This is a genomic window from Geodermatophilus nigrescens (assembly GCF_900129495.1).
In the GTDB taxonomy this organism is placed as follows: Bacteria; Actinomycetota; Actinomycetes; order Mycobacteriales; family Geodermatophilaceae; genus Geodermatophilus; species Geodermatophilus nigrescens.
In genome coordinates, this window is record NZ_FQVX01000002.1 from 957,753 (window position 1) to 975,220 (window position 17,468).

At 76.1% G+C, this 17,468-nt stretch carries 18 protein-coding genes; 10 read left to right on the plus strand and 8 right to left on the minus strand.

Annotated features, from left to right (window positions below; genetic code table 11):
- Window positions 1-3: 3 nt before the first annotated feature.
- Window positions 4-363, minus strand: coding sequence for a DUF3099 domain-containing protein (locus BUE37_RS12095; protein ID WP_073420793.1), 360 nt, complete (start codon window positions 361-363; stop codon window positions 4-6).
- 175 nt (window positions 364-538) lie between these two features.
- On the minus strand, window positions 539-1,123 hold the full coding sequence (locus tag BUE37_RS12100; protein WP_073420372.1) for an HhH-GPD-type base excision DNA repair protein: 585 nt from the start codon (window positions 1,121-1,123) through the stop codon (window positions 539-541).
- Between the two features lie 104 nt (window positions 1,124-1,227).
- On the opposite strand from BUE37_RS12100, the gene BUE37_RS12105 reads away from it, so the two are divergent.
- Complete coding sequence (locus BUE37_RS12105; RefSeq protein WP_073420373.1) at window positions 1,228-1,824, plus strand: DUF1349 domain-containing protein; 597 nt, start codon at window positions 1,228-1,230, stop codon at window positions 1,822-1,824.
- A 107-nt stretch (window positions 1,825-1,931) separates the two neighbouring features.
- Window positions 1,932-2,222, plus strand: a complete 291-nt coding sequence (locus BUE37_RS12110; protein ID WP_073420374.1) for a DUF1540 domain-containing protein — start codon at window positions 1,932-1,934, stop codon at window positions 2,220-2,222.
- Here BUE37_RS12110 and BUE37_RS12115 read toward each other — a convergent pair.
- Entirely contained in the window at window positions 2,207-2,647 is a 441-nt protein-coding gene (locus BUE37_RS12115; protein WP_073420375.1) for a hypothetical protein, read from the minus strand. The two genes, BUE37_RS12110 and BUE37_RS12115, sit on opposite strands and share 16 nt — an antisense overlap.
- A 104-nt stretch (window positions 2,648-2,751) precedes the next feature.
- On the opposite strand from BUE37_RS12115, the gene dtd reads away from it, so the two are divergent.
- From dtd to BUE37_RS12135, 4 genes are all read left to right on the plus strand, one after another.
- Window positions 2,752-3,183, plus strand: coding sequence for a D-aminoacyl-tRNA deacylase (gene dtd, locus BUE37_RS12120; RefSeq protein WP_073420376.1), 432 nt, complete (start codon window positions 2,752-2,754; stop codon window positions 3,181-3,183).
- Window positions 3,184-3,429: 246 nt separating this feature from the next.
- Window positions 3,430-4,413, plus strand: a complete 984-nt coding sequence (gene sigB / locus BUE37_RS12125) for an RNA polymerase sigma factor SigB (protein ID WP_073420377.1) — start codon at window positions 3,430-3,432, stop codon at window positions 4,411-4,413.
- 110 nt (window positions 4,414-4,523) lie between these two features.
- Window positions 4,524-5,075, plus strand: coding sequence for a TIGR03086 family metal-binding protein (locus BUE37_RS12130; RefSeq protein ID WP_083628579.1), 552 nt, complete (start codon window positions 4,524-4,526; stop codon window positions 5,073-5,075).
- A 90-nt stretch (window positions 5,076-5,165) separates the two neighbouring features.
- Window positions 5,166-5,810 (plus strand): dihydrofolate reductase family protein, encoded by a 645-nt coding sequence (locus tag BUE37_RS12135; protein WP_073420378.1) that lies wholly within the window; start codon window positions 5,166-5,168, stop codon window positions 5,808-5,810.
- Window positions 5,811-5,828: 18 nt separating this feature from the next.
- Here the strand turns inward: BUE37_RS12135 and BUE37_RS12140 are convergent, their stop codons facing one another.
- Together BUE37_RS12140 and BUE37_RS12145 are read right to left on the minus strand one after the other, a co-directional pair.
- Window positions 5,829-8,531: a bifunctional acetate--CoA ligase family protein/GNAT family N-acetyltransferase gene (locus BUE37_RS12140; protein ID WP_083628580.1), complete on the minus strand. Its 2,703-nt coding sequence runs from the start codon at window positions 8,529-8,531 to the stop codon at window positions 5,829-5,831.
- Window positions 8,532-8,568: 37 nt separating this feature from the next.
- Window positions 8,569-9,750: an acetoin utilization protein AcuC gene (locus tag BUE37_RS12145; protein WP_073420379.1), complete on the minus strand. Its 1,182-nt coding sequence runs from the start codon at window positions 9,748-9,750 to the stop codon at window positions 8,569-8,571.
- A gap of 240 nt (window positions 9,751-9,990) precedes the next feature.
- On the opposite strand from BUE37_RS12145, the gene BUE37_RS12150 reads away from it, so the two are divergent.
- Complete coding sequence (locus tag BUE37_RS12150) at window positions 9,991-10,698, plus strand: iron-dependent transcriptional repressor DtxR (RefSeq protein WP_073420380.1); 708 nt, start codon at window positions 9,991-9,993, stop codon at window positions 10,696-10,698.
- Window positions 10,699-10,875: 177 nt separating this feature from the next.
- Window positions 10,876-12,969 (plus strand): alpha/beta hydrolase family protein, encoded by a 2,094-nt coding sequence (locus tag BUE37_RS12155; RefSeq protein WP_245794555.1) that lies wholly within the window; start codon window positions 10,876-10,878, stop codon window positions 12,967-12,969.
- A gap of 70 nt (window positions 12,970-13,039) precedes the next feature.
- Here BUE37_RS12155 and BUE37_RS12160 read toward each other — a convergent pair whose 3' ends face one another.
- The 3 genes from BUE37_RS12160 to BUE37_RS12170 all read right to left on the minus strand — a co-directional run bounded on the left by BUE37_RS12160 (window position 13,040) and on the right by BUE37_RS12170 (window position 15,347).
- Window positions 13,040-14,125, minus strand: a complete 1,086-nt coding sequence (locus BUE37_RS12160) for a DUF4192 domain-containing protein (RefSeq protein WP_073420381.1) — start codon at window positions 14,123-14,125, stop codon at window positions 13,040-13,042.
- A gap of 93 nt (window positions 14,126-14,218) precedes the next feature.
- Entirely contained in the window at window positions 14,219-14,998 is a 780-nt protein-coding gene (locus tag BUE37_RS12165) for a hypothetical protein (RefSeq protein WP_073420382.1), read from the minus strand.
- A 55-nt stretch (window positions 14,999-15,053) separates the two neighbouring features.
- On the minus strand, window positions 15,054-15,347 hold the full coding sequence (locus BUE37_RS12170) for a Dabb family protein (RefSeq protein WP_073420383.1): 294 nt from the start codon (window positions 15,345-15,347) through the stop codon (window positions 15,054-15,056).
- Window positions 15,348-15,400: 53 nt separating this feature from the next.
- Here BUE37_RS12170 and BUE37_RS12175 point away from each other — a divergent pair, with 53 nt between their 5' ends.
- On the plus strand, window positions 15,401-16,654 hold the full coding sequence (locus BUE37_RS12175) for a glycosyltransferase family 4 protein (protein ID WP_083628581.1): 1,254 nt from the start codon (window positions 15,401-15,403) through the stop codon (window positions 16,652-16,654).
- Window positions 16,648-17,436, plus strand: coding sequence for a class I SAM-dependent methyltransferase (locus BUE37_RS12180; protein WP_073420384.1), 789 nt, complete (start codon window positions 16,648-16,650; stop codon window positions 17,434-17,436). Before BUE37_RS12175 ends, BUE37_RS12180 begins: the two co-directional genes overlap by 7 nt.
- Window positions 17,437-17,468 lie beyond the last annotated feature (32 nt).

A 17,468-nucleotide genomic window follows, 5' to 3' on the forward strand; every position in this document is an offset into this window, starting at 1 on the left:
GGCTCAGCCGTCGATGACGCGGCCACCCTCGATGACCCGGCGCTCCCGCGGCGGGGCCTCGAGGATGCGGTCGGGCCGCGGCGGCACGTAGCGGTGCGCGTCGAGCTTCTTCTTCGGCGGCCGGTCGTTGGCCATGACCACGGCGATCCACGGCAGGATCGTGCCGAGCACCGCGAAGATGATCATCAGCCAGACGGTCTGGTAGAAGACCGCGGCCAGCACGAGGCTGATGCCACGGACGGCCATGGTCAGCACGTACCGCTTCTTCCGGGCGGCGTGCTGATCGACCAGGCTGGGCTCGGCCTGGGTGATGAGCACCGGCTCGGCTCTGCGGGCTCGCGCGGACTGCTGGCTCGAGGCCACGTGCACCCATCCCTCCGTGGATCGGGGACAGAGACGGCACGGTGTCGCCTGCGCTTGGGGCCGGTTGCCCGCCATCCGGTGGTGAGCAATCCGGCATCTCCCGGTCCGACTCCCATCGTGCCACCGTCCGGGGACCCGTGCAGGGGCCCCCGCGGACGATCCGGTCCCGGTGGGCTCAGCGGCCGGCGGCGGCCTTCGCGGCCTTCTTCGCCTCCTGCTTGGCGGCCCGGACCTCGGCCAGCGACTCCGGCCCGGTGATGTCGGCGACCGACCGGCGGGAGCCCTCCTCGCCGTAGGAGCCGGCCGCCTCGCGCCACCCGGGCGGGGTGACGCCGTACTGCTTGCCGAGCAGCGCGACGAGGATCTTCGCCTTCTGCGCGCCGAAGCCCGGCAGCTCGCCGATGCGGCGCAGCAGGGTCGCGCCGTCGGGGGCGTCGGACCACAGCGCGTCGGCGCGGCCGTCGTAGCGCTCGACGAGCAGCCGGCACACCGCCTGCGCCCGCTGGGCCATCGAGCCCGGGTACCGGTGCACGGCCGGCGGCCCCTGGAACCACGCGAGCAGCGCGTCGGGGTCGGCGCCGGCGATCGCGGCGGCGTCCAGCCCGTCGACGCCCATCCGGTCGGCGAGCAGCCGCGGCCCGGCGAAGGCGCGCTCCATCGGGAACTGCTGGTCGAAGAGCATGCCGAGCAGCAGCGCGAGCGGATCGCGGCCGAGCAGCTCGTCGGCGGCGGGGTCCTGGGTCAGGCGGAGGGTCGGCACGCCGGCGATCCTGCCGCAGCCCGCTGCGGAGCGGTCGCCCGCCGGCCCGGGCCGCCGGTCCGGGCCGCCGGTCCGCGGCGTCGCCCGCGGCCTAGCGTGGCGGCATGACGACGGCCGAGACGACGGAGCCCGTGCCCTGGTCCGCCGGGGCGTGGACCGCCCCGCCGGTCGCCGTGTCGGAAGAGGGGGCGGCCCTGCTCGTCACCGCGGCCGAGGGCAGCGACGCCTGGCGGCACACCTCCTACGGCTTCGTGCACGACGACGCGCACGCGCTGCTCGCGCCCCTGCCCGACCCGGGCGCCGTCGAGGTCTCCTTCGACGCGGACTTCGGCGAGCAGTTCGACCAGGCGGGGCTCGTGCTGCGGGCGGGCGCGGAGACGTGGCTCAAGGCCGGCGTCGAGGTCTCCGACGGCGCGCTCCAGGCCGGCGCCGTCGTCACCCTGAGCCGGTCCGACTGGTCGGTGGCGCCGGTGCCGGAGTGGGCCGGGCGCCGGGTGACCGTCCGCGCGAGCCGTGCGGGGGACGCGGTGACCGTGCGCGCGCGGGTCGACGACGAGCCGTTCCGCCTGCTCCGCGTCGCACCCTTCCCGGAGGGCGTGCCGGTCGCGGCCGGCCCCTACTGCTGCGCGCCGACGCGGGCCGGCCTGGTCGTCCGCTTCCGCCGGTGGGCCACCGGACCGGCCGACGCCGCCCTCCACTGACGCCGGCAGGAGGGGCCGCCCGTGGAGGTCCTCCGGGACCCGTCCGTGCAGGTCAGGGCAGCCTCAGCTTGCTGGCGGGCACCCGCGGGAGGTGTCACCCTGACGCCATGACGACGATGCAGGAACTGCCCCAGGTCCAGGACTGTTCGGTCTCGAGCTGCTCCTACAACGCGGAGTCGAGCTGCCACGCCGGTGCCATCACCATCGGCGGCGACCACGCGCACTGCGGCACCTTCGTGGAGATCTCCTTCCGGGGCGGCCTCGACCGCACCGGCCTCGTCGGCGCGTGCCACCGCGCCGACTGCAAGCACAACCAGCAGCTCGAGTGCTCGGCCCCCGGCGTGCGCGTCGGTGCCGGCGCCGACGCCGCCGACTGCCTGACCTACGAGGCCAGGTAGTCCAGAGCGCTGCCCGGGCCCTCCACGGGCTCGAGCGACAGACCGCCGTCGGCGCCGGACCGCAGCGCGCCGTCGGCGAAGGAGAGCGCGGCCACCGGGTCGGCGTCGTCCACCAGGACGGCCCGCCCGGGGCCCGCGACGCCGCGCAGCGCGCTCAGCACGCTGCGCCGGTCGGCCGCGGACAGCCCGTCGGTGAGGCGGTCGACCAGGACGATCGCGGCGCGTCCGTCGCGGGCCTCCGCCACGGACGCCAGCCGTGGGGCGACGCCCTCGTCCCGCGACGACGACAGCCGCTGCACGCCGACGGAACCGTGCCCGCCGGCGCAGCGCCCCGTGCCCTCGTCGAGTGCCCCCATGACGTGCCGGCGGGCGCGCTCGGCACCCATCAGCACGGTCACCTGACCGAGCGGCAGTCGCAGCCCCACGGACCCTCCCCGGGATCGAGATAGGCGAGCCTAACCTTCCCGGGTCGCAGGCGTCCAGGAGAGCCGCGGCGGCCCGCCCGCGCGCAGGCGCGCAGGATGGCCCGGTGCGCGCGGTGGTGAGCAGGGTGGCCTCGGCCTCGGTGACCGTCGACGGCGCCGTCGTCGGGGAGATCGGTGCGGGCCTGCTGGCGCTCGTCGGCGCAGGCCGGGACGACGACGCGGCCCGCGCGCGGGCACTGGCGCGGAAGGTCTCCGAGCTGCGGGTGTTCCCCACCGGCGACGGCGAGCGCTCGGCCGGCGACCTCGGCCTGCCCGTGCTCGTGGTGAGCCAGTTCACGCTCTACGCCGACACGCGCAAGGGGCGCCGCCCGTCGTGGCAGGACGCCGCGCCCGGCGAGGTCGCGGAGCCGCTGGTCGAGGAGGTCGTCGCGGAGCTGCGACGGCGCGGACACGCCGTGGCGACCGGGGTGTTCGGGGCCCGGATGCTCGTGTCGTCGGTCAACGAGGGCCCGATGACCTTGCTGCTGGAGGTCTGATCCGGCGACCGGCCGGGTACGGATGGTGACCGAACACACGGCCTGTGGGTTCGCTGTGAACCGGGGGCCTGTGGAACACCAGGCCCCGTGGCGACCGTTGAACGGGGCGTAACACAACGGACCACAACGGACGAACAGCGGGTTCCCGCCCGGACAGCGGGGGCCCACCCCCCAGACGCGGGTGCCGCCGCCGGCCACGAGGGCCGCCGGATGCATCCGAACCACAGGCAAGGACGAAGACATCCCGTGACGCTCCTCCAGTCTTCCCCCAGTGACGCCCTCGAGGTCCGCTCGCCGCGCCGCGAGCCGGACACCAGTGGACTGGTGTCGACCGACCTGGTGCGCGTGTACCTCAACACCATCGGCAAGACCGCCCTGCTGACCGCCGAGCAGGAGGTCGAGCTCGCCAAGCGGATCGAGGCCGGCCTCTACGCCGACCGGCTGCTCACCGAGCGGCAGCTCACCCCCGCCCTGCAGCGCGACTACAAGGCCCTGGCCGTCGACGGCAAGGCCGCCAAGCGGCACCTGCTCGAGGCCAACCTGCGCCTGGTCGTCTCGGTGGCCAAGCGCTACACCGGCCACGGCATGACGTTCCTGGACCTCATCCAGGAGGGCAACGTCGGCCTCATCCGTGCCGTCGAGAAGTTCGACTACACCAAGGGCTTCAAGTTCTCGACCTACGCGACGTGGTGGATCCGCCAGGCGATCACCCGCGCGATGGCCGACTCCGGCCGCACCATCCGGCTGCCCGTGCACCTGGCCGAGCAGGTCAACAAGGTCGTGCGGACCCGCCGGCGGGTGCACCAGGAGCTCGAGCGGGAGCCCACCGCCGAGGAGCTCGGCCTCGAGCTCGACATGACGCCCGAGCGGGTCACCGAGCTGCTCGAGTACAGCCGCGACCTGGTCTCCCTCGACCAGACCGTCGGTGCCGACGAGGAGTCCCGCCTCGGTGACTTCATCGAGGACGCCGACGCCGCGGTGGCCGAGGACGCGGTGGCCTTCCAGATGATGAAGGGCGACGTGCGCACCGTCCTCTCCACGCTGGAGGACCGTGAGCGCGACGTGGTCGTGCTGCGCTTCGGCCTCGACGGCGGCCAGCCCCGCACGCTCGAGCAGATCGGCAAGCAGTTCGGCCTGTCCCGCGAGCGGGTCCGCCAGATCGAGCGCGAGACGATGGCCAAGCTGCGCGACCCGCAGCGCGCCGACGCCCTGCGCGACTACCTGGCCTGAGCGACACCACCGAGAGCCGGCTCCCCACGCGGGGAGCCGGCTCTCGGCGTTGACAGGGCCGGGCGCCCGGGCCAGGCTGCTCCTCAACCGGACGGTTGAGGAGGCTGGTCATGGCGGACACGGCGGAGCGGTGGGCGAGGCTCGCGGACGACCTCGGCCGCAGGGTCGACGGCGTCCCGCCCGGCCGCTGGGACGACCCGGCGCCGTGCGAGGGCTGGGTGGCCCGCGACGTCGTCCGGCACCTCGTGGAGTGGATGCCCGCCCTGTACCTGCCCGCCGTCGGCCTGCCGGTGCCCGCGCTCCCCTCGGCCGACGACGACCCGGCCGGCGCGTGGCACGGGGCCGACGCCGCGATCCGGGCCCTGCTCGCCGACCCCGACCTCGTCGGGCGGCCGACCAGCACCCGCGCCGGGGAGATGACGCTCGAGGAGCTCATCGCGATGACGGGGCTCATGGACCTGCTGGTGCACACCTGGGACCTCGCCCGCGCGACCGGCCAGGACGAGACGGTCGACGCCGCGGAGGCCTCGGCGTTCCTCGCGGGCATCGAGCCGTGGGACGCCGCCCTGCGCAGCAGCGGGCACTACGGCCCGCGGGTGCCCGTGCCCGACGACGCCGACGACACGGCGAAGCTGCTCGCCTTCACCGGCCGCCACCTCTGACGCCGCCCCCGACGCCATAACGCCCGCGGCCGCACCGATGAGTTCCGGGGCCGGCGGCGGTCTGCCCGCCGTCGACCTCCGGGAGGAACAGTGAGCCAGCTGGTGCGGGTGCAGAACTTCACCGTCTCGCGGGACGGGTACGGCGCGGGCGAGGGGCAGAGCCTGGAGCGCCCGTTCGGGCACGCCGACCCGGGGGTGCTGATGTCCTGGGCGCTCGCCACGGCCGGCTTCCCGAACCGCAGCGGCCCGGGCGGCAGCCGCGGCCTGGATGACTACTTCACCCGCGACTTCTCGCACGGCATCGGCGCCGAGATCATGGGCCGCAACAAGTTCTCGCCGCACCGCGGCCCGTGGCAGGACCTCGAGTGGCAGGGCTGGTGGGGCGACGAGCCGCCCTTCCACACGCCGGTGTTCGTGATGACCCACCACGAGCGGCCGTCGTTCACGCTGTCGGACACGACGTTCCACTTCGTCGACGGCGACCCGGCCACGGTGCTGGAGAAGGCGCGCGCGGCGGCCGGCGGCCTCGACGTCCGGCTCGGCGGCGGTGCCTCGGTGATCCGGCAGTTCCTCGACGCCGACCTCGTCGACACGATGCACGTCGCCGTCGCGCCGCTCGAGCTCGGCGGCGGCTCCCGGCTGTGGGCCTCCCCCGACGAGCTGCTCGACCGCTTCCACCGCGACGTCGTGCCGAGCCCCAGCGGCGTCATCCACCACCTCTTCTGGCGGAGGTGATCCCGCGGAGTCGACAGCTCAGTCGCGCATGCGGCGGGGGCCGGGCTCGACGCGGGCGGTCGGCGGGCCGACGCGCACGGTGCCGCCGGCGACGACCAGTGACCGGCCGCCGTGCCAGGGGTTGGCCGGCCCGGCGATCACCGGCGACAGCGTCAGGCCCAGCACCTCGGGCAGGTCGTCGGCCAGCCGGGCCACCCGCAGCAGCAGGTCCTCCAGCGCGGCGACGTCGACCGGCTCCGCGCCGCGCCAGCCGTCGAGCAGCGGCCACGCCCGTGGCGCGCGGACCAGCTCGGCGGCGTCGAGGTCGGTGAGCGGCAAGGTGCGGTAGGCGCGGTCGCCGAGCAGCTCCGTGGCCACGCCGCCGAGACCGAAGCTGACCAGGGCGCCGAACGACGGGTCGTCGACGATCTCCACCACCGTGGCCACCCCGGGGGCGGCCATCTCCTGCACGATCACCGGGTCGCCGGCGGGGATGGCGTCGAACGCGGCCCGCACGGCGGCGGCGTCGCCGAGGTCGAGGCGCACCCCGCCGAGGTCGGTGCGGTGCCGCAACCACGGCGCCGTCGACTTGAGCACCACCGGGTAGCCGATCGCGTCGGCGGCGGCCGCCGCCTCGTCCGCGGTCGTGGCGGTGCGGGTGCCCAGCAGCGGCACCCCGTAGGCGGCCAGCAGCGCGAGCACCTCGTCGTCGGTGAGCGGGCGCCCGCCCGGTGACTCGGCGAGCGCGCCGCGCACCACCGAGCGCGCCCGGTCGACGTCGACCTCGGGCAGGTCGGGCACCGTGCCCACCGGGCGGCGCCGCCAGCGGGCGTACTCGGCGACGCGGGCCAGGGCGATGACCGCCCGCTCGGGCGTCGCGTAGGACGGCACCGAGCCGCGGGCGGGCATGCCGTCGGCGTCGGGGACGGTGAGCTCGGGGAGCAGGCCCTCGGCGGAGAGGAAGGTGCCGAGCACCGGCTTGTCCGAGCCGAGGGAGACCTCGCGCAGCGCCCGGCCGTAGGCCTCCGGCGACGTGCGCACCAGCGGCGGGAGGAACACCGCGACGACGGCGTCGACCCCGTCGTCGTCGACGGCCTCCTGCAGGGCGGCGCGGAACGCCTCGGGGCTGCCCGCGGTGCCGATGTCGACCGGCGCCTCGTGGGCGAGCGCCAGCCCTTGGTCGAGGACGGCGTCGGCCACGAGCACGCCCAGGGCGGTGGAGTTGCCGACGACGGCGACCCGGTCGCCGGGCGGCAGCGGCTGGTGGGCCAGCAGCATGCCGACCTCGAACAGCTGGGCGACGGTCTCCACGCGGATGACGCCGGCCGAGGCGAACAGGGCGGCCACCGACTGCTCGGGCACCGACACCGAGGTGCCGGCCAGGCCCGGCGTGAGCCCGCCGTGCCGGCCGCTCTTCACCGCGACCACCGGCTTGGTGCGGCCGACGCTGCGCGCGAGCCGGGCGAACTTGCGCGGGTTGCCGAAGCTCTCCAGGTGCAGCAGCACCACCTCGGTGCCGGGGTCGGTGGCCCAGTACTGCAGCAGGTCGTTGCCGCTGACGTCGGCGCGGTTGCCCGCCGAGATGAAGCTGGACAGGCCGATGTTGCGGCTGCGCGCCCGCTCGAGCAGGGCCACGCCGAGCGCGCCGGACTGGGCGAAGAACCCGACCCGGCCGCGGCCGGGCACCTGCGGGGCGAGGCTCGCGTCGAGCCGGATCGCCGGGTCGGTGTTGACGATGCCCAGGCAGTTGGGGCCGACGACGCGCATGCCCGAGGCGCGCGCCGCGGCCACCAGCGCCCGCTCCGCCGCCCGCCCCTCCGGCCCGGTCTCGCCGAACCCGCCGGAGATGACCACCAGCCCGCGGACCCGCTTGCGCCGGCAGGCCTCGACCACGCCCGCGACCTCGTCGGCGGGGACGGCGACGACGGCGAGGTCGACGTCGCCGGGGATGGCCTCGATGGACGCGTAGGCCGGGACGCCGCGGACGTGCCGGGCGTTCGGGTTGACCGGGTAGACCGGCCCGTCGAAGCGGTAGTCGAGCAGGTTGCGCAGGACGAGGTTGCCGATCTTGGCCTCGTCGTTGCTGGCGCCCACGACGGCGACCGACCGCGGCGTGAGCAGCCGGGCGATCGAGCGGGACTCGCTGCGCTGCTCGCGCTCGTAGGCCACCGCGAGCGAGGTCTCGGTGGGCGCGATCGGGAAGGTCAGGTGCACGACGCCGTCCTCGTAGGAGCGGCGGGGCTGGTAGCCGGCGTCGAGGAAGACCCGCACCATCCGGCTGTTCTGCGCGAGCACCTCGGCGACGAAGGTGGTGATCCCGCGCTCGCGGGCGGCGGCGGCCAGGTGCTCGAGCAGCACCGACCCGAGCCCGCGGCCCTGGTGGGCGTCCTCGATGAGGAAGGCGACCTCGGCCTCTGTGGTGCCCGGGTACCGGTCGTAGCGGCCGACGCCGACGAGCGCGTCGCCGAGCAGCAGGACGAAGGCCACCCGGTCGACGTGGTCGACGTGGGTGAAGCGGTGCAGGTCCTTCTCCGACAGCCGCTTCATCGGCCCGAAGAACCGGTAGTAGCGGGTCTGGTCGGAGCTGCGGTCCATCAGCCCGGTCAGCCCCTCGGCGTCCTCCGGGCAGATCGGGCGCAGGTGCACCGTGCCGCCGTCGGCGGCGATGATGTCGGCCTCCCAGTGCGCCGGGGGCAGCGGCGCGGGCCGCTCCTGCTCCGGCGCGGGCCCCGTCCCCGTCACCGCGGTCCCCGTCGCGGCATCCCCCGTCGTCCGCGGCTCAGTCACGGGGGTCGTCCGGGTCGAGGCCGAACAGCGGGTAGGACGCCTTGCGGCTGCGGGCGATGGCGCGGTCGACGCGGGACTCGGTGAACGGGTCCCAGGCGGAGAAGCCGGTGTAGCCGCCCTCGGTCATGTGCGTGGGCGGCCGGGCGCGCAGCCCGCGGGCGACGACGTCGTCGCGCCAGGACTGCGGGATCGCCGTGACCGGGTCCAGCCGCTCCCCCGCCGCCTCCGCGAGCAGGTGCGTCCAGGCCCGCGGCACGCAGCGCACCAGCCCGTAGCCGCCCCCGCCGAGGGCGATCCAGCGGCCGTCGCAGAGCTCGTGGGCGAGGTCGTGCACGGCCCGGTAGCTGGCGCGCTGGCCGTCGACGGTGAGCGCGAGGTCGGCGAGCGGGTCCTCGTGGTGGGCGTCGCAGCCGCACTGGGTGACCAGGATCTGCGGCGCGAAGGCGCGCAGCACCCCCGGGACGACGGCGTGGAAGGCGCGCAGCCAGGAGGAGTCGTCGGTGCCGTTGGGGACCGCGATGTTCACCGCGCTGCCCAGCGCCTTGTCGGGGTCGCCGGTCTCCTCGGGGTAGCCGGTACCCGGCCAGAGGGTGAGCGGGGTCTGGTGGATGCTCACGGTCAGCACCCGCGGGTCGTCGTAGAACGCCGCCTGGACGCCGTCGCCGTGGTGCACGTCGAGGTCGACGTAGGCGATCCGCTCGTAGCCCTGGCCGAGCAGCCAGGCGATGGCGATCGCGGCGTCGTTGAAGACGCAGAAGCCCGACGCCCGGTCGCGCATGGCGTGGTGCAGGCCGCCGGCGATGTTGACCGCGTGCTGCGCCCGGCCGGTGTGCACCAGCTCGGCGGCCTGCACGCTGCCGCCGGCGATGAGCGCCGCGGCCTCGTACATGCCCTCGAAGACGGGGTTGTCGGTGGTGCCCAGGCCGTAGCGCTCGTCGGGGTCGGTGGGCGCGCGCCGCACCGCCTCGAGGAAGTCGGCGTCGTGGACCAGGGTGAGCAGGTCCTCCCCCGCGGGCTGCGGCCGCACCACCTCCACCCGCGGGGTGGAGAGCACGCCGAGGCCGTCGGCCAGGCGCATGGTCAGGTCCAGCCGCACCGGGTGCAGCGGGTGGTCGCCGCCCATGGTGTAGCCGAGCAGCGCGTCGTCCCAGACGACGGCCACCGAGTCGCTCACGGGCCCTCCTGTCGACGTCGGGACCCGCCGCCGGGACGCCGTCGTCCCGGGGTCGTCCCCGGTCCGGACGCTACCGCCGGTGCCCGGGGGCCGCGCTCCCCGCGCCTCCCCCGCGGCCCCGGGTGTGGGACCGGCCGCCTCCGCCGTGACCTGCGCCGCGTCGCCCGCGGCACCACCGCGGAGGACCCGGGCGGGGTGGCACGGGGCCCGTAGGATCGGCACCGACACGGAGGAGTGCCTGTGAACGACCTCATCGACACCACGGAGATGTACCTCCGCACGATCTTCGAGCTGGAGGAGGAGGGGATCGTCCCGCTGCGGGCCCGCATCGCCGAGCGCCTCCACCAGAGCGGACCCACGGTCAGCCAGACGGTCGCGCGCATGGAGCGCGACGGGCTGCTCACCGTGGAGGGCGACCGCCACCTGCAGCTCTCGGAGACCGGGCGGGCGCTGGCCACCGCGGTCATGCGCAAGCACCGGCTGGCCGAGTGCCTGCTCGTCGACGTCATCGGCCTGGACTACGCCGACGTCCACGAGGAGGCCTGCCGCTGGGAGCACGTCATGAGCGAGGCGGTGGAGCGCAAGCTGCTCAGCCTGCTCGGCAACCCGACGGTCTCGCCCTTCGGCAACCCGATCCCCGGCCTCGACGCGCTGGGCGGGGAGACCTCCGCCGTGCTCGACGCCCTCACGCTGCTGTCCACGACGGCCACGGCCGACGGCCGCCGGGTGACCATCCGGCGGATCAGCGAGCAGCTGCAGGAGGACGGCGAGATGCTGCGCCGGCTGGCCGACCTCGGCGTACGCCCGGGCGCCACGGTGGTCGCCCGCTCGGCGAACGGCACGGTCACCGTCGACGACCACCCGCTGCCGCACGGCGTCGCGCAGCACCTGTTCGTCGCCGCGCTCGACGAGGACCTGACCCCGGCGGAGGCCGCGGCCCAGCTCTGAGCAAGGACCCCGCTGCCCCCCACGCCTCGCACGCTCGGCACGGGTCCCTGCAGCGCGGCCGTTCCAGCACCTCACCAGCGCCCGGTCCCTCCGCTCCGGCGGAGGGGCCGGGCGCTGCTCGTTACGGTGGGGCACCGCGTCCGCCAGCGTCCGCGACCACCCCCGCGAGGAGCCCCGGTGAGCCAGCCCGAACCCCCGACCGACGAGCCCGGCGCCACCGCGGAGCACCAGCCCGCGACCCCGTTCGAGCGGCTCGCCGACTTCATGGCGATCCCGCGGGTCGGCGGCCTGGCACTGTCGGCCGACGGCACGCGCCTCGCGGTGTCGGTGCAGACCCTGGACCCCGAGCGGAAGAAGTGGCAGTCGGCGCTGTGGGAGGTCGACCCGGCCGGGCAGCGCGCCCCGCGGCGGCTGACCCGCAGCGCGCCCGGGGAGTCCGCGCCCGCCTTCGCGCCCGACGGCACGCTGCTGTTCGTCTCCGCCCGCCCCGACCCCGCCGCCGGCCCGGACGCCGGTGACCCGAAGCCGGCGCTGTGGGCGCTGCCCCCCGGCGGCGGGGAGGCCCGCCCGGTGGTGACCCGGCCCGGCGGCGTGAGCGGTTTCGCCGTCGCCGCCGACAGCGGCGACGTCGTCGTCGTGTCCTCCACCTCGCCCGGGGCCGCGGACGCGGAGGACGACGAGGCCCGGCGCAAGGCCCGGCGCGACGCCGGGGTGTCGGCGATCCTGCACGACAGCTACCCGGTGCGGTACTGGGACGCCGACCTCGGCCCGGCCGCGCCGCACCTGTTCTGGGCCGGCGCGCTGCCGGCGGAGGACGCCGCCGGCGAGACGCCCGCCCCGGTCGAGCTGCGCGACCTGACGCCCGACGCCGCCCCGCCGATCGGCGCCGGCGAGTCGGTGACCCTGTCCCCCGACGGGACGCTGGCGCTCCGGCACGAGCAGGTGCCCGACGGCCCGGCCGGCCGGCGCACCCGCCTGGTGGCCGTCGACACCGCCACCGGGGAGAGCCGGGTGCTGGTCGACGACCCGCTCGCCGACGTCTACTCCGGTGCCTTCTCCCCCGACGGCACCAGTGTGGTCTGCGTGCGCGAGTCGCTGACCACCTACGCCGAGCCACCGGACTACACACTGCTCCTCGTCGAGGCCGCCACCGGCTCGGCCCGCGAGCTGACCGGGGGCTTCGACCGCTGGCCCAGCGCACCGCAGTTCGCCGCCGACGGCACCGCCGTCTACTTCCTCGCCGACGACGACGGCCGGCACGCGCTGTTCCGCGTCGAGGTCGGCGGAGGGGCCCCGGTGCGGCTGACCACCGACGGCGCCTACAGCGACCTGCAGGTGGCCCGCGACGGCAGCGCCCTCTACGCCCTGCGCTCGGCCTACGACGAGCCGCCGGTGCCCGTGCGCCTGGACCCCGTGGCGACCGGGCAGCACCCCGACCCGCTGCCCGCCCCGGGCGCCGTCGGCCCGCTGCCGGGCACCCTGACCGAGGTCCGCACCACCGCCGCCGACGGGGCCGAGGTCCAGTCCTGGCTGGTGCTCCCCGAGGGCGCCTCCGCCGAGGACCCGGCGCCGCTGCTGCTGTGGATCCACGGCGGCCCGCTGATGAGCTGGAACTCGTGGTCGTGGCGCTGGTGCCCGTGGGTGCTCGCCGCCCGCGGCTACGCCGTGCTGCTGCCGAACCCGGCGCTGTCGCAGGGCTTCGGCCAGGACTTCGTCCGCCGCGGCTGGGGCGAGTGGGGCGGCGCGCCCTACACCGACCTCATGGCCGCGGTGGACGCCGCGCTCGAGCGCCCGGACCTCGACGCCGACCGCACCGCGGCGATGGGCGGCTCGTTCGGCGGCTACATGGCCAACTGGGTGGCCACCCAGACCGACCGGTTCCGGGCGATCGTCACCCACGCCAGCCTGTGGGACCTCGACAGCTTCGTGGGCACCACCGACGCCGCCTACTACTGGGAGCGGGAGTGGGGCGACCCGCTGGCCACCCCCAAGCGCTACGAGCAGAACTCGCCGCACCGCTTCGCCGACGCCATCCGGACGCCCATGCTGGTCATCCACGGCGACAAGGACTACCGCGTGCCGATCGGCGAGGGGCTGCGCCTCTGGTACGACCTGCAGAAGCGCGGCGTGCCCTCGCGGTTCCTGTACTTCCCCGACGAGAACCACTGGGTGCTCACCCCCGGCAACGCGACGGTCTGGTACGAGACGGTGATCGCCTTCCTGGCCGAGCACGTCCTCGGCGAGGAGTGGCGCCGGCCCGAGCTGGTCTGACGAAGGACCCCCCTCTCCCCCGACCTCGCTCCGCTCGGCCGGGGCCCCTGAGGGCGGCCGTTCCAGCACGTCACCAGCAGGCCGCGACCGTGCGGGTGATCAGCGCCCGCAGGTCGGCCGGCGGGAGGCAGTTGTCGAGTCCCTCGGCGAGGAGCTGGGGCAGGTGCGCGTCCGGGTCGGCTGAGATCGCCCGCTCCAGCGCCACGTTGGCCATCGCGCCGTCGCCGCGCAACCAGGCGCTGACGGCCAGCAGCGTGGCCGGAGCGCCGTCGAGCGGCACGGGCGCGCGGCGGGTGCACTCGGTCCACAGCACCTCGGCGGCCGCGGCGTCGTCGCCGAGCGCGAGGGCCAGCGCCCGGTCGCGGACGGCGGGGACGGTCAGCGCCCACAGCACGGCGGCCACCTGCGCGTCGGGCAGCCGGGTGCCGGCGGTGTCGGGTCCGGGCCGGCAGGCGGCCGCTGCCCCGGCCACGGCGGCGTCGCCCTCCGCGGCGACCGCGGCGATGCCCCGGGCGCGCAGCCGCTGCGCGTGCGCTCGCCCGGCGCTCAGGCAGGCGTCGGCCATGGCCGCGGCGGCAGGGCCGTCGGGGGCGACGATCCGGGCGGCCAGGGCGGCGCGATCGGCGGCGAGCACCGCGCCACCGGCGACCGCGGCGGCGGCGAGCGGGCTGTCGCCGTCGGGGACCGGGGTGCCGGCGCCCGGCGCGCAGCAGGGGTACGGGCAGTCGTAGTCCCACCACCGGCCGCCGCGGACCAGCAGCGCCTCGCGCACGGGCACGTCGCGCGCGTCGAGGGCCAGCACCACCTCGTGCACGACGTCGCGGTGCGGCAGCTCGGGCCAGGCCTCGAGGGAGCCGTCGTCCGCGGGCGGGACGGGCAGCGCGCCGACGTCGGGGGCCTCGGACACGACGGCGAGCAGCACCGCGGCAGGGTCGTCGGTGACGACCTTGGTGGCCAGGGTGCGGGCCAGGGACGCCGCGGCGTACGGCGGCGGGAGGTCGGCGCGCACGGTCAGGCCGACGCGGCTGCCGCCGGGCCCGCGGAGGCTGACCAGCACGAGCGACTCGGCGGGGCGGAAGCCCAGCAGGTGCGGGAGGGCCGCGGCGACCTCACCGGTGTCGCCGAGCCGGATGACGGGGATCGGGGGTTCGTCCACCCGGCCGACCCTGGGGCGCGGGCAGTGCACGCGGGCCCGGCCCGGCCGAGCTGTGGACCGGGCGGCCCCTGTGGACGGCCCGGCCGCGGACCGTCAGTCCAATGCGTCGGCCTGGACCCGGAAGGCCTCCTCGAGCAGGCCCGCGAAGCCGGCCTGGTCCAGGGGCCCGCCGGCGACGCTCGTGCTCACCAGCACCAGGGCCCGCTCGCCGTCCTGGGCCGCCCCGATCAGCGCGGGGACGGTGATCTGCTGGCCGTCCGGGCCGGCGACGGTCGTGGTGACGGAGAAGCCGGCGGCGCCGTCGCCGAGGTCGGGCACGTCGAGCGCGGCGTACTGCACGGAGACCGTGCCGATCTGCGGCGACGTCGCCTGGATCGCCTCGCAGCCCGCGGGCGGCCCCTGGAAGCCGGACAGCGCGTCCGCGGCCGGGCCGCCGGTCACCAGCGCCTCCACCGTGGTCGTCGTGCCCACCGTGGCGACCTGCGCGGCGACGTCGTCGTAGGCGTCGAAGGACGGCTGGCTCTGCTGGAACGCCTCGGCGCACTCCGGCGGGGTCACCTGCAGCCCCTCCAGGGAACCCGCCGACAGCGCGGCGCCCTGCTCGAGCTGCTCCTGCCCGACCGGGACGACCTGCGCGCCCGGGCCGAACGCCTCGGCCGGCAGCAGGCCCGCGGCGAGGTCGGCGCCGCCCGGGTCGGAGGAGCCCGCCGACCCGGACGACGAGGGCGCCGAGGAGGACGGCGACGCGGACGACGAGGGGCCTGCGCCCGAGGCCGGTGACGCGGTGCCCGCGACGTCCTGCCCCCCGCACCCGGCCAGCAGCAGGGCGGTGAGGGCGGCTCCGGCGAGGACGGGAGGACGGCGTGCGCGCATGGGCCGGACGCTAACCGCGGCCCGGCAGACGCGCAGGTCACCCCGCCCGTACGGGTCAGACCTCGTACTGGACGGCGCTGCGCGCGGCGAGGAACGGGCGGACGTGCTCGGCGATGACCTCGAGGTGCACCGGGTCGGTCGCGTAGCGGCGGAACGCCTCGGCGTCGGGGAAGTCGGCGACGAGGATCGTCTGCGCGTTGCCCTCGACCAGGCCGGCGTCGGGCGCGACGGTGAAGGCCAGCGACCCCGGCACCTGCTCGGGCAGGCGGCGCAGGGCGGCGACGGTCCGCGCGCGGCGGTCGGCGTCGGCGGCGTCGGACCAGGTGAAGTGCACGACGTGTCGGATCACGGGCCCCACCCTGTCAGGCGGCCGGACGGTACGGGGTCGGTAGTGTCCGGCGCATGGGACGACGGCTGCGGATCGCACTGCTGTCGTACCGGAGCAAGCCGCACAGCGGCGGTCAGGGCATCTACGTCCGGGCGCTGTCCCGCGAGCTCACCGCGCTCGGCCACGCCGTCGACGTGTGGAGCGGGCAGCCCTATCCCGAGCTCGACGACGGCGTCCCGCTGGTCCGGCTGCCGAGCCTGGACCTCTACCGCGAGCCCGACCCGTTCCGCACGCCGCGGCCCTCGGAGTTCCGCGACTGGATCGACGTCGCCGAGTTCGCCGCGATGTGCACGGCCGGCTTCCCCGAGCCGCTCACCTTCTCCCTGCGGGCCGCCCGCGCGCTGCTCCCCCGCGCCGCCGACTACGACGTCGTCCACGACAACCAGTCGCTGGGCTACGGGCTGCTGCGGCTGGTGCGGGCCGGCGTCCCGACCGTGGCCACCGTGCACCACCCGGTGGCCATCGACCGGCAGCTCGACCTCGCCGCCGCGCCCACCCTGCGCCGCCGGCTGACGCTCACCCGCTGGTACGGGTTCACCGCGATGCAGGCCCGGGTCGCGCCGCGGCTCGACGCGGTCACCACCGTGTCGGAGAGCTCGCGCCGCGACATCGAGACGCACCTGCACGTCCCGGCCACCGGCATCGAGGTGGTCCCGGTCGGCATCGACCCCGACGTCTTCACCCCGCCGCCGGCCGGCCGCCCGCGGGAGACCGACTCGATCGTCGTCACCACCAGCGCCGACGTCCCGCTCAAGGGCCTGGTGCACCTGCTCGAGGCCGTGGCCAAGCTGCGCACCGAGCGGCCCGTGCGGCTGACCGTCGTCGGCACCGCCCGGCCCGGCGGGCCGGCCGAGACCGCGCTGGACCGGCTCGGCATCCGCGACGCCGTCCGGTTCACCGGGCCGCTGCCCGAGGCCCACCTGGTCACCCTGCTGCAGACCGCCACCGTGGCCGCCATCCCGTCGCTGTACGAGGGCTTCTCGCTGCCGGCGGTCGAGGCCATGGCCTGCGGCACGCCGCTGGTGACCACCGACGCCGGTGCGCTGCCGGAGGTGGTCGGCACGCAGGCGGGCCTGCGGGTGCCGGCGGGCGACGTCGGGGAGCTGACGGCGGCGCTGCGGCTGGTGCTGGAGAAGCCATCGCTGCAGGAGCAGCTGGGCCGCGCCGGGCGCCGGCGGGTGCTCGCGAACTACACGTGGCGGCGGACCGCCGAGCGCACCGCCGACTGGTACGCGCGCGTGCTGGAGGACAAGGGGCGCCCGTGCTGACCGTCGACTACGACCTGCTCGACCTCCGGCCGGGCATGACCGTGCTCGACCTCGGCTGCGGCGAGGGCCGGCACGCGTTCGAGGCCTACCGCCGCGGCGCGCGGGTGGTCGCCGTCGACTGGGGCGTGTCCGAGGTGGAGACGACCAAGCGCTGGCTCGGCGCCATCGCCGAGGCCGGCGAGGCCCCCGCCGGGGCGCACTTCGAGGTGGTGCGCGGCGACCTGCTGCACCTGCCCTTCCCCGACGCCGGCGTCGACCGGGTGATCGCCTCCGAAGTGCTCGAGCACATCCCCGACGACGGCCGCGCGATGGCCGAGATCGCCCGCGTGCTCAAGCCGGGCGGCCGGGTGGCGGTCACCGTGCCGCGCTGGGGGCCCGAGCGGGTCTGCTGGGCGCTGTCGGACGCCTACCACGCGAACGAGGGCGGCCACATCCGCATCTACCGCGGCGACGTGCTGCGGGCGCGGCTGTCGGTGGCGGGCCTCGTGCCCGGCGCCACGCACCACGCGCACGCGCTGCACGCGCCCTACTGGTGGCTCAAGTGCGCCGTCGGGGTCGATCGCGACGCCGCCGTCGTCCGCGCCTACCACCGGCTGCTGGTGTGGGACCTCACGAAGCGGCCGTGGCTGACCCGCACCGCCGAGCGCGTGCTCGACCCGCTGATCGGCAAGAGCCTCGTCGTCTACGCCGACCGGCCGGCGGTTCCGGCGGACGGTACGGCGGACGGCACGGCGGACGTCGCGGCCGCCCAGGAGCGGGAGAAGACCGCTGCCGCGGGCTGACCTGCCGGAGCTGCCGGGGGTCCTCGACGCGG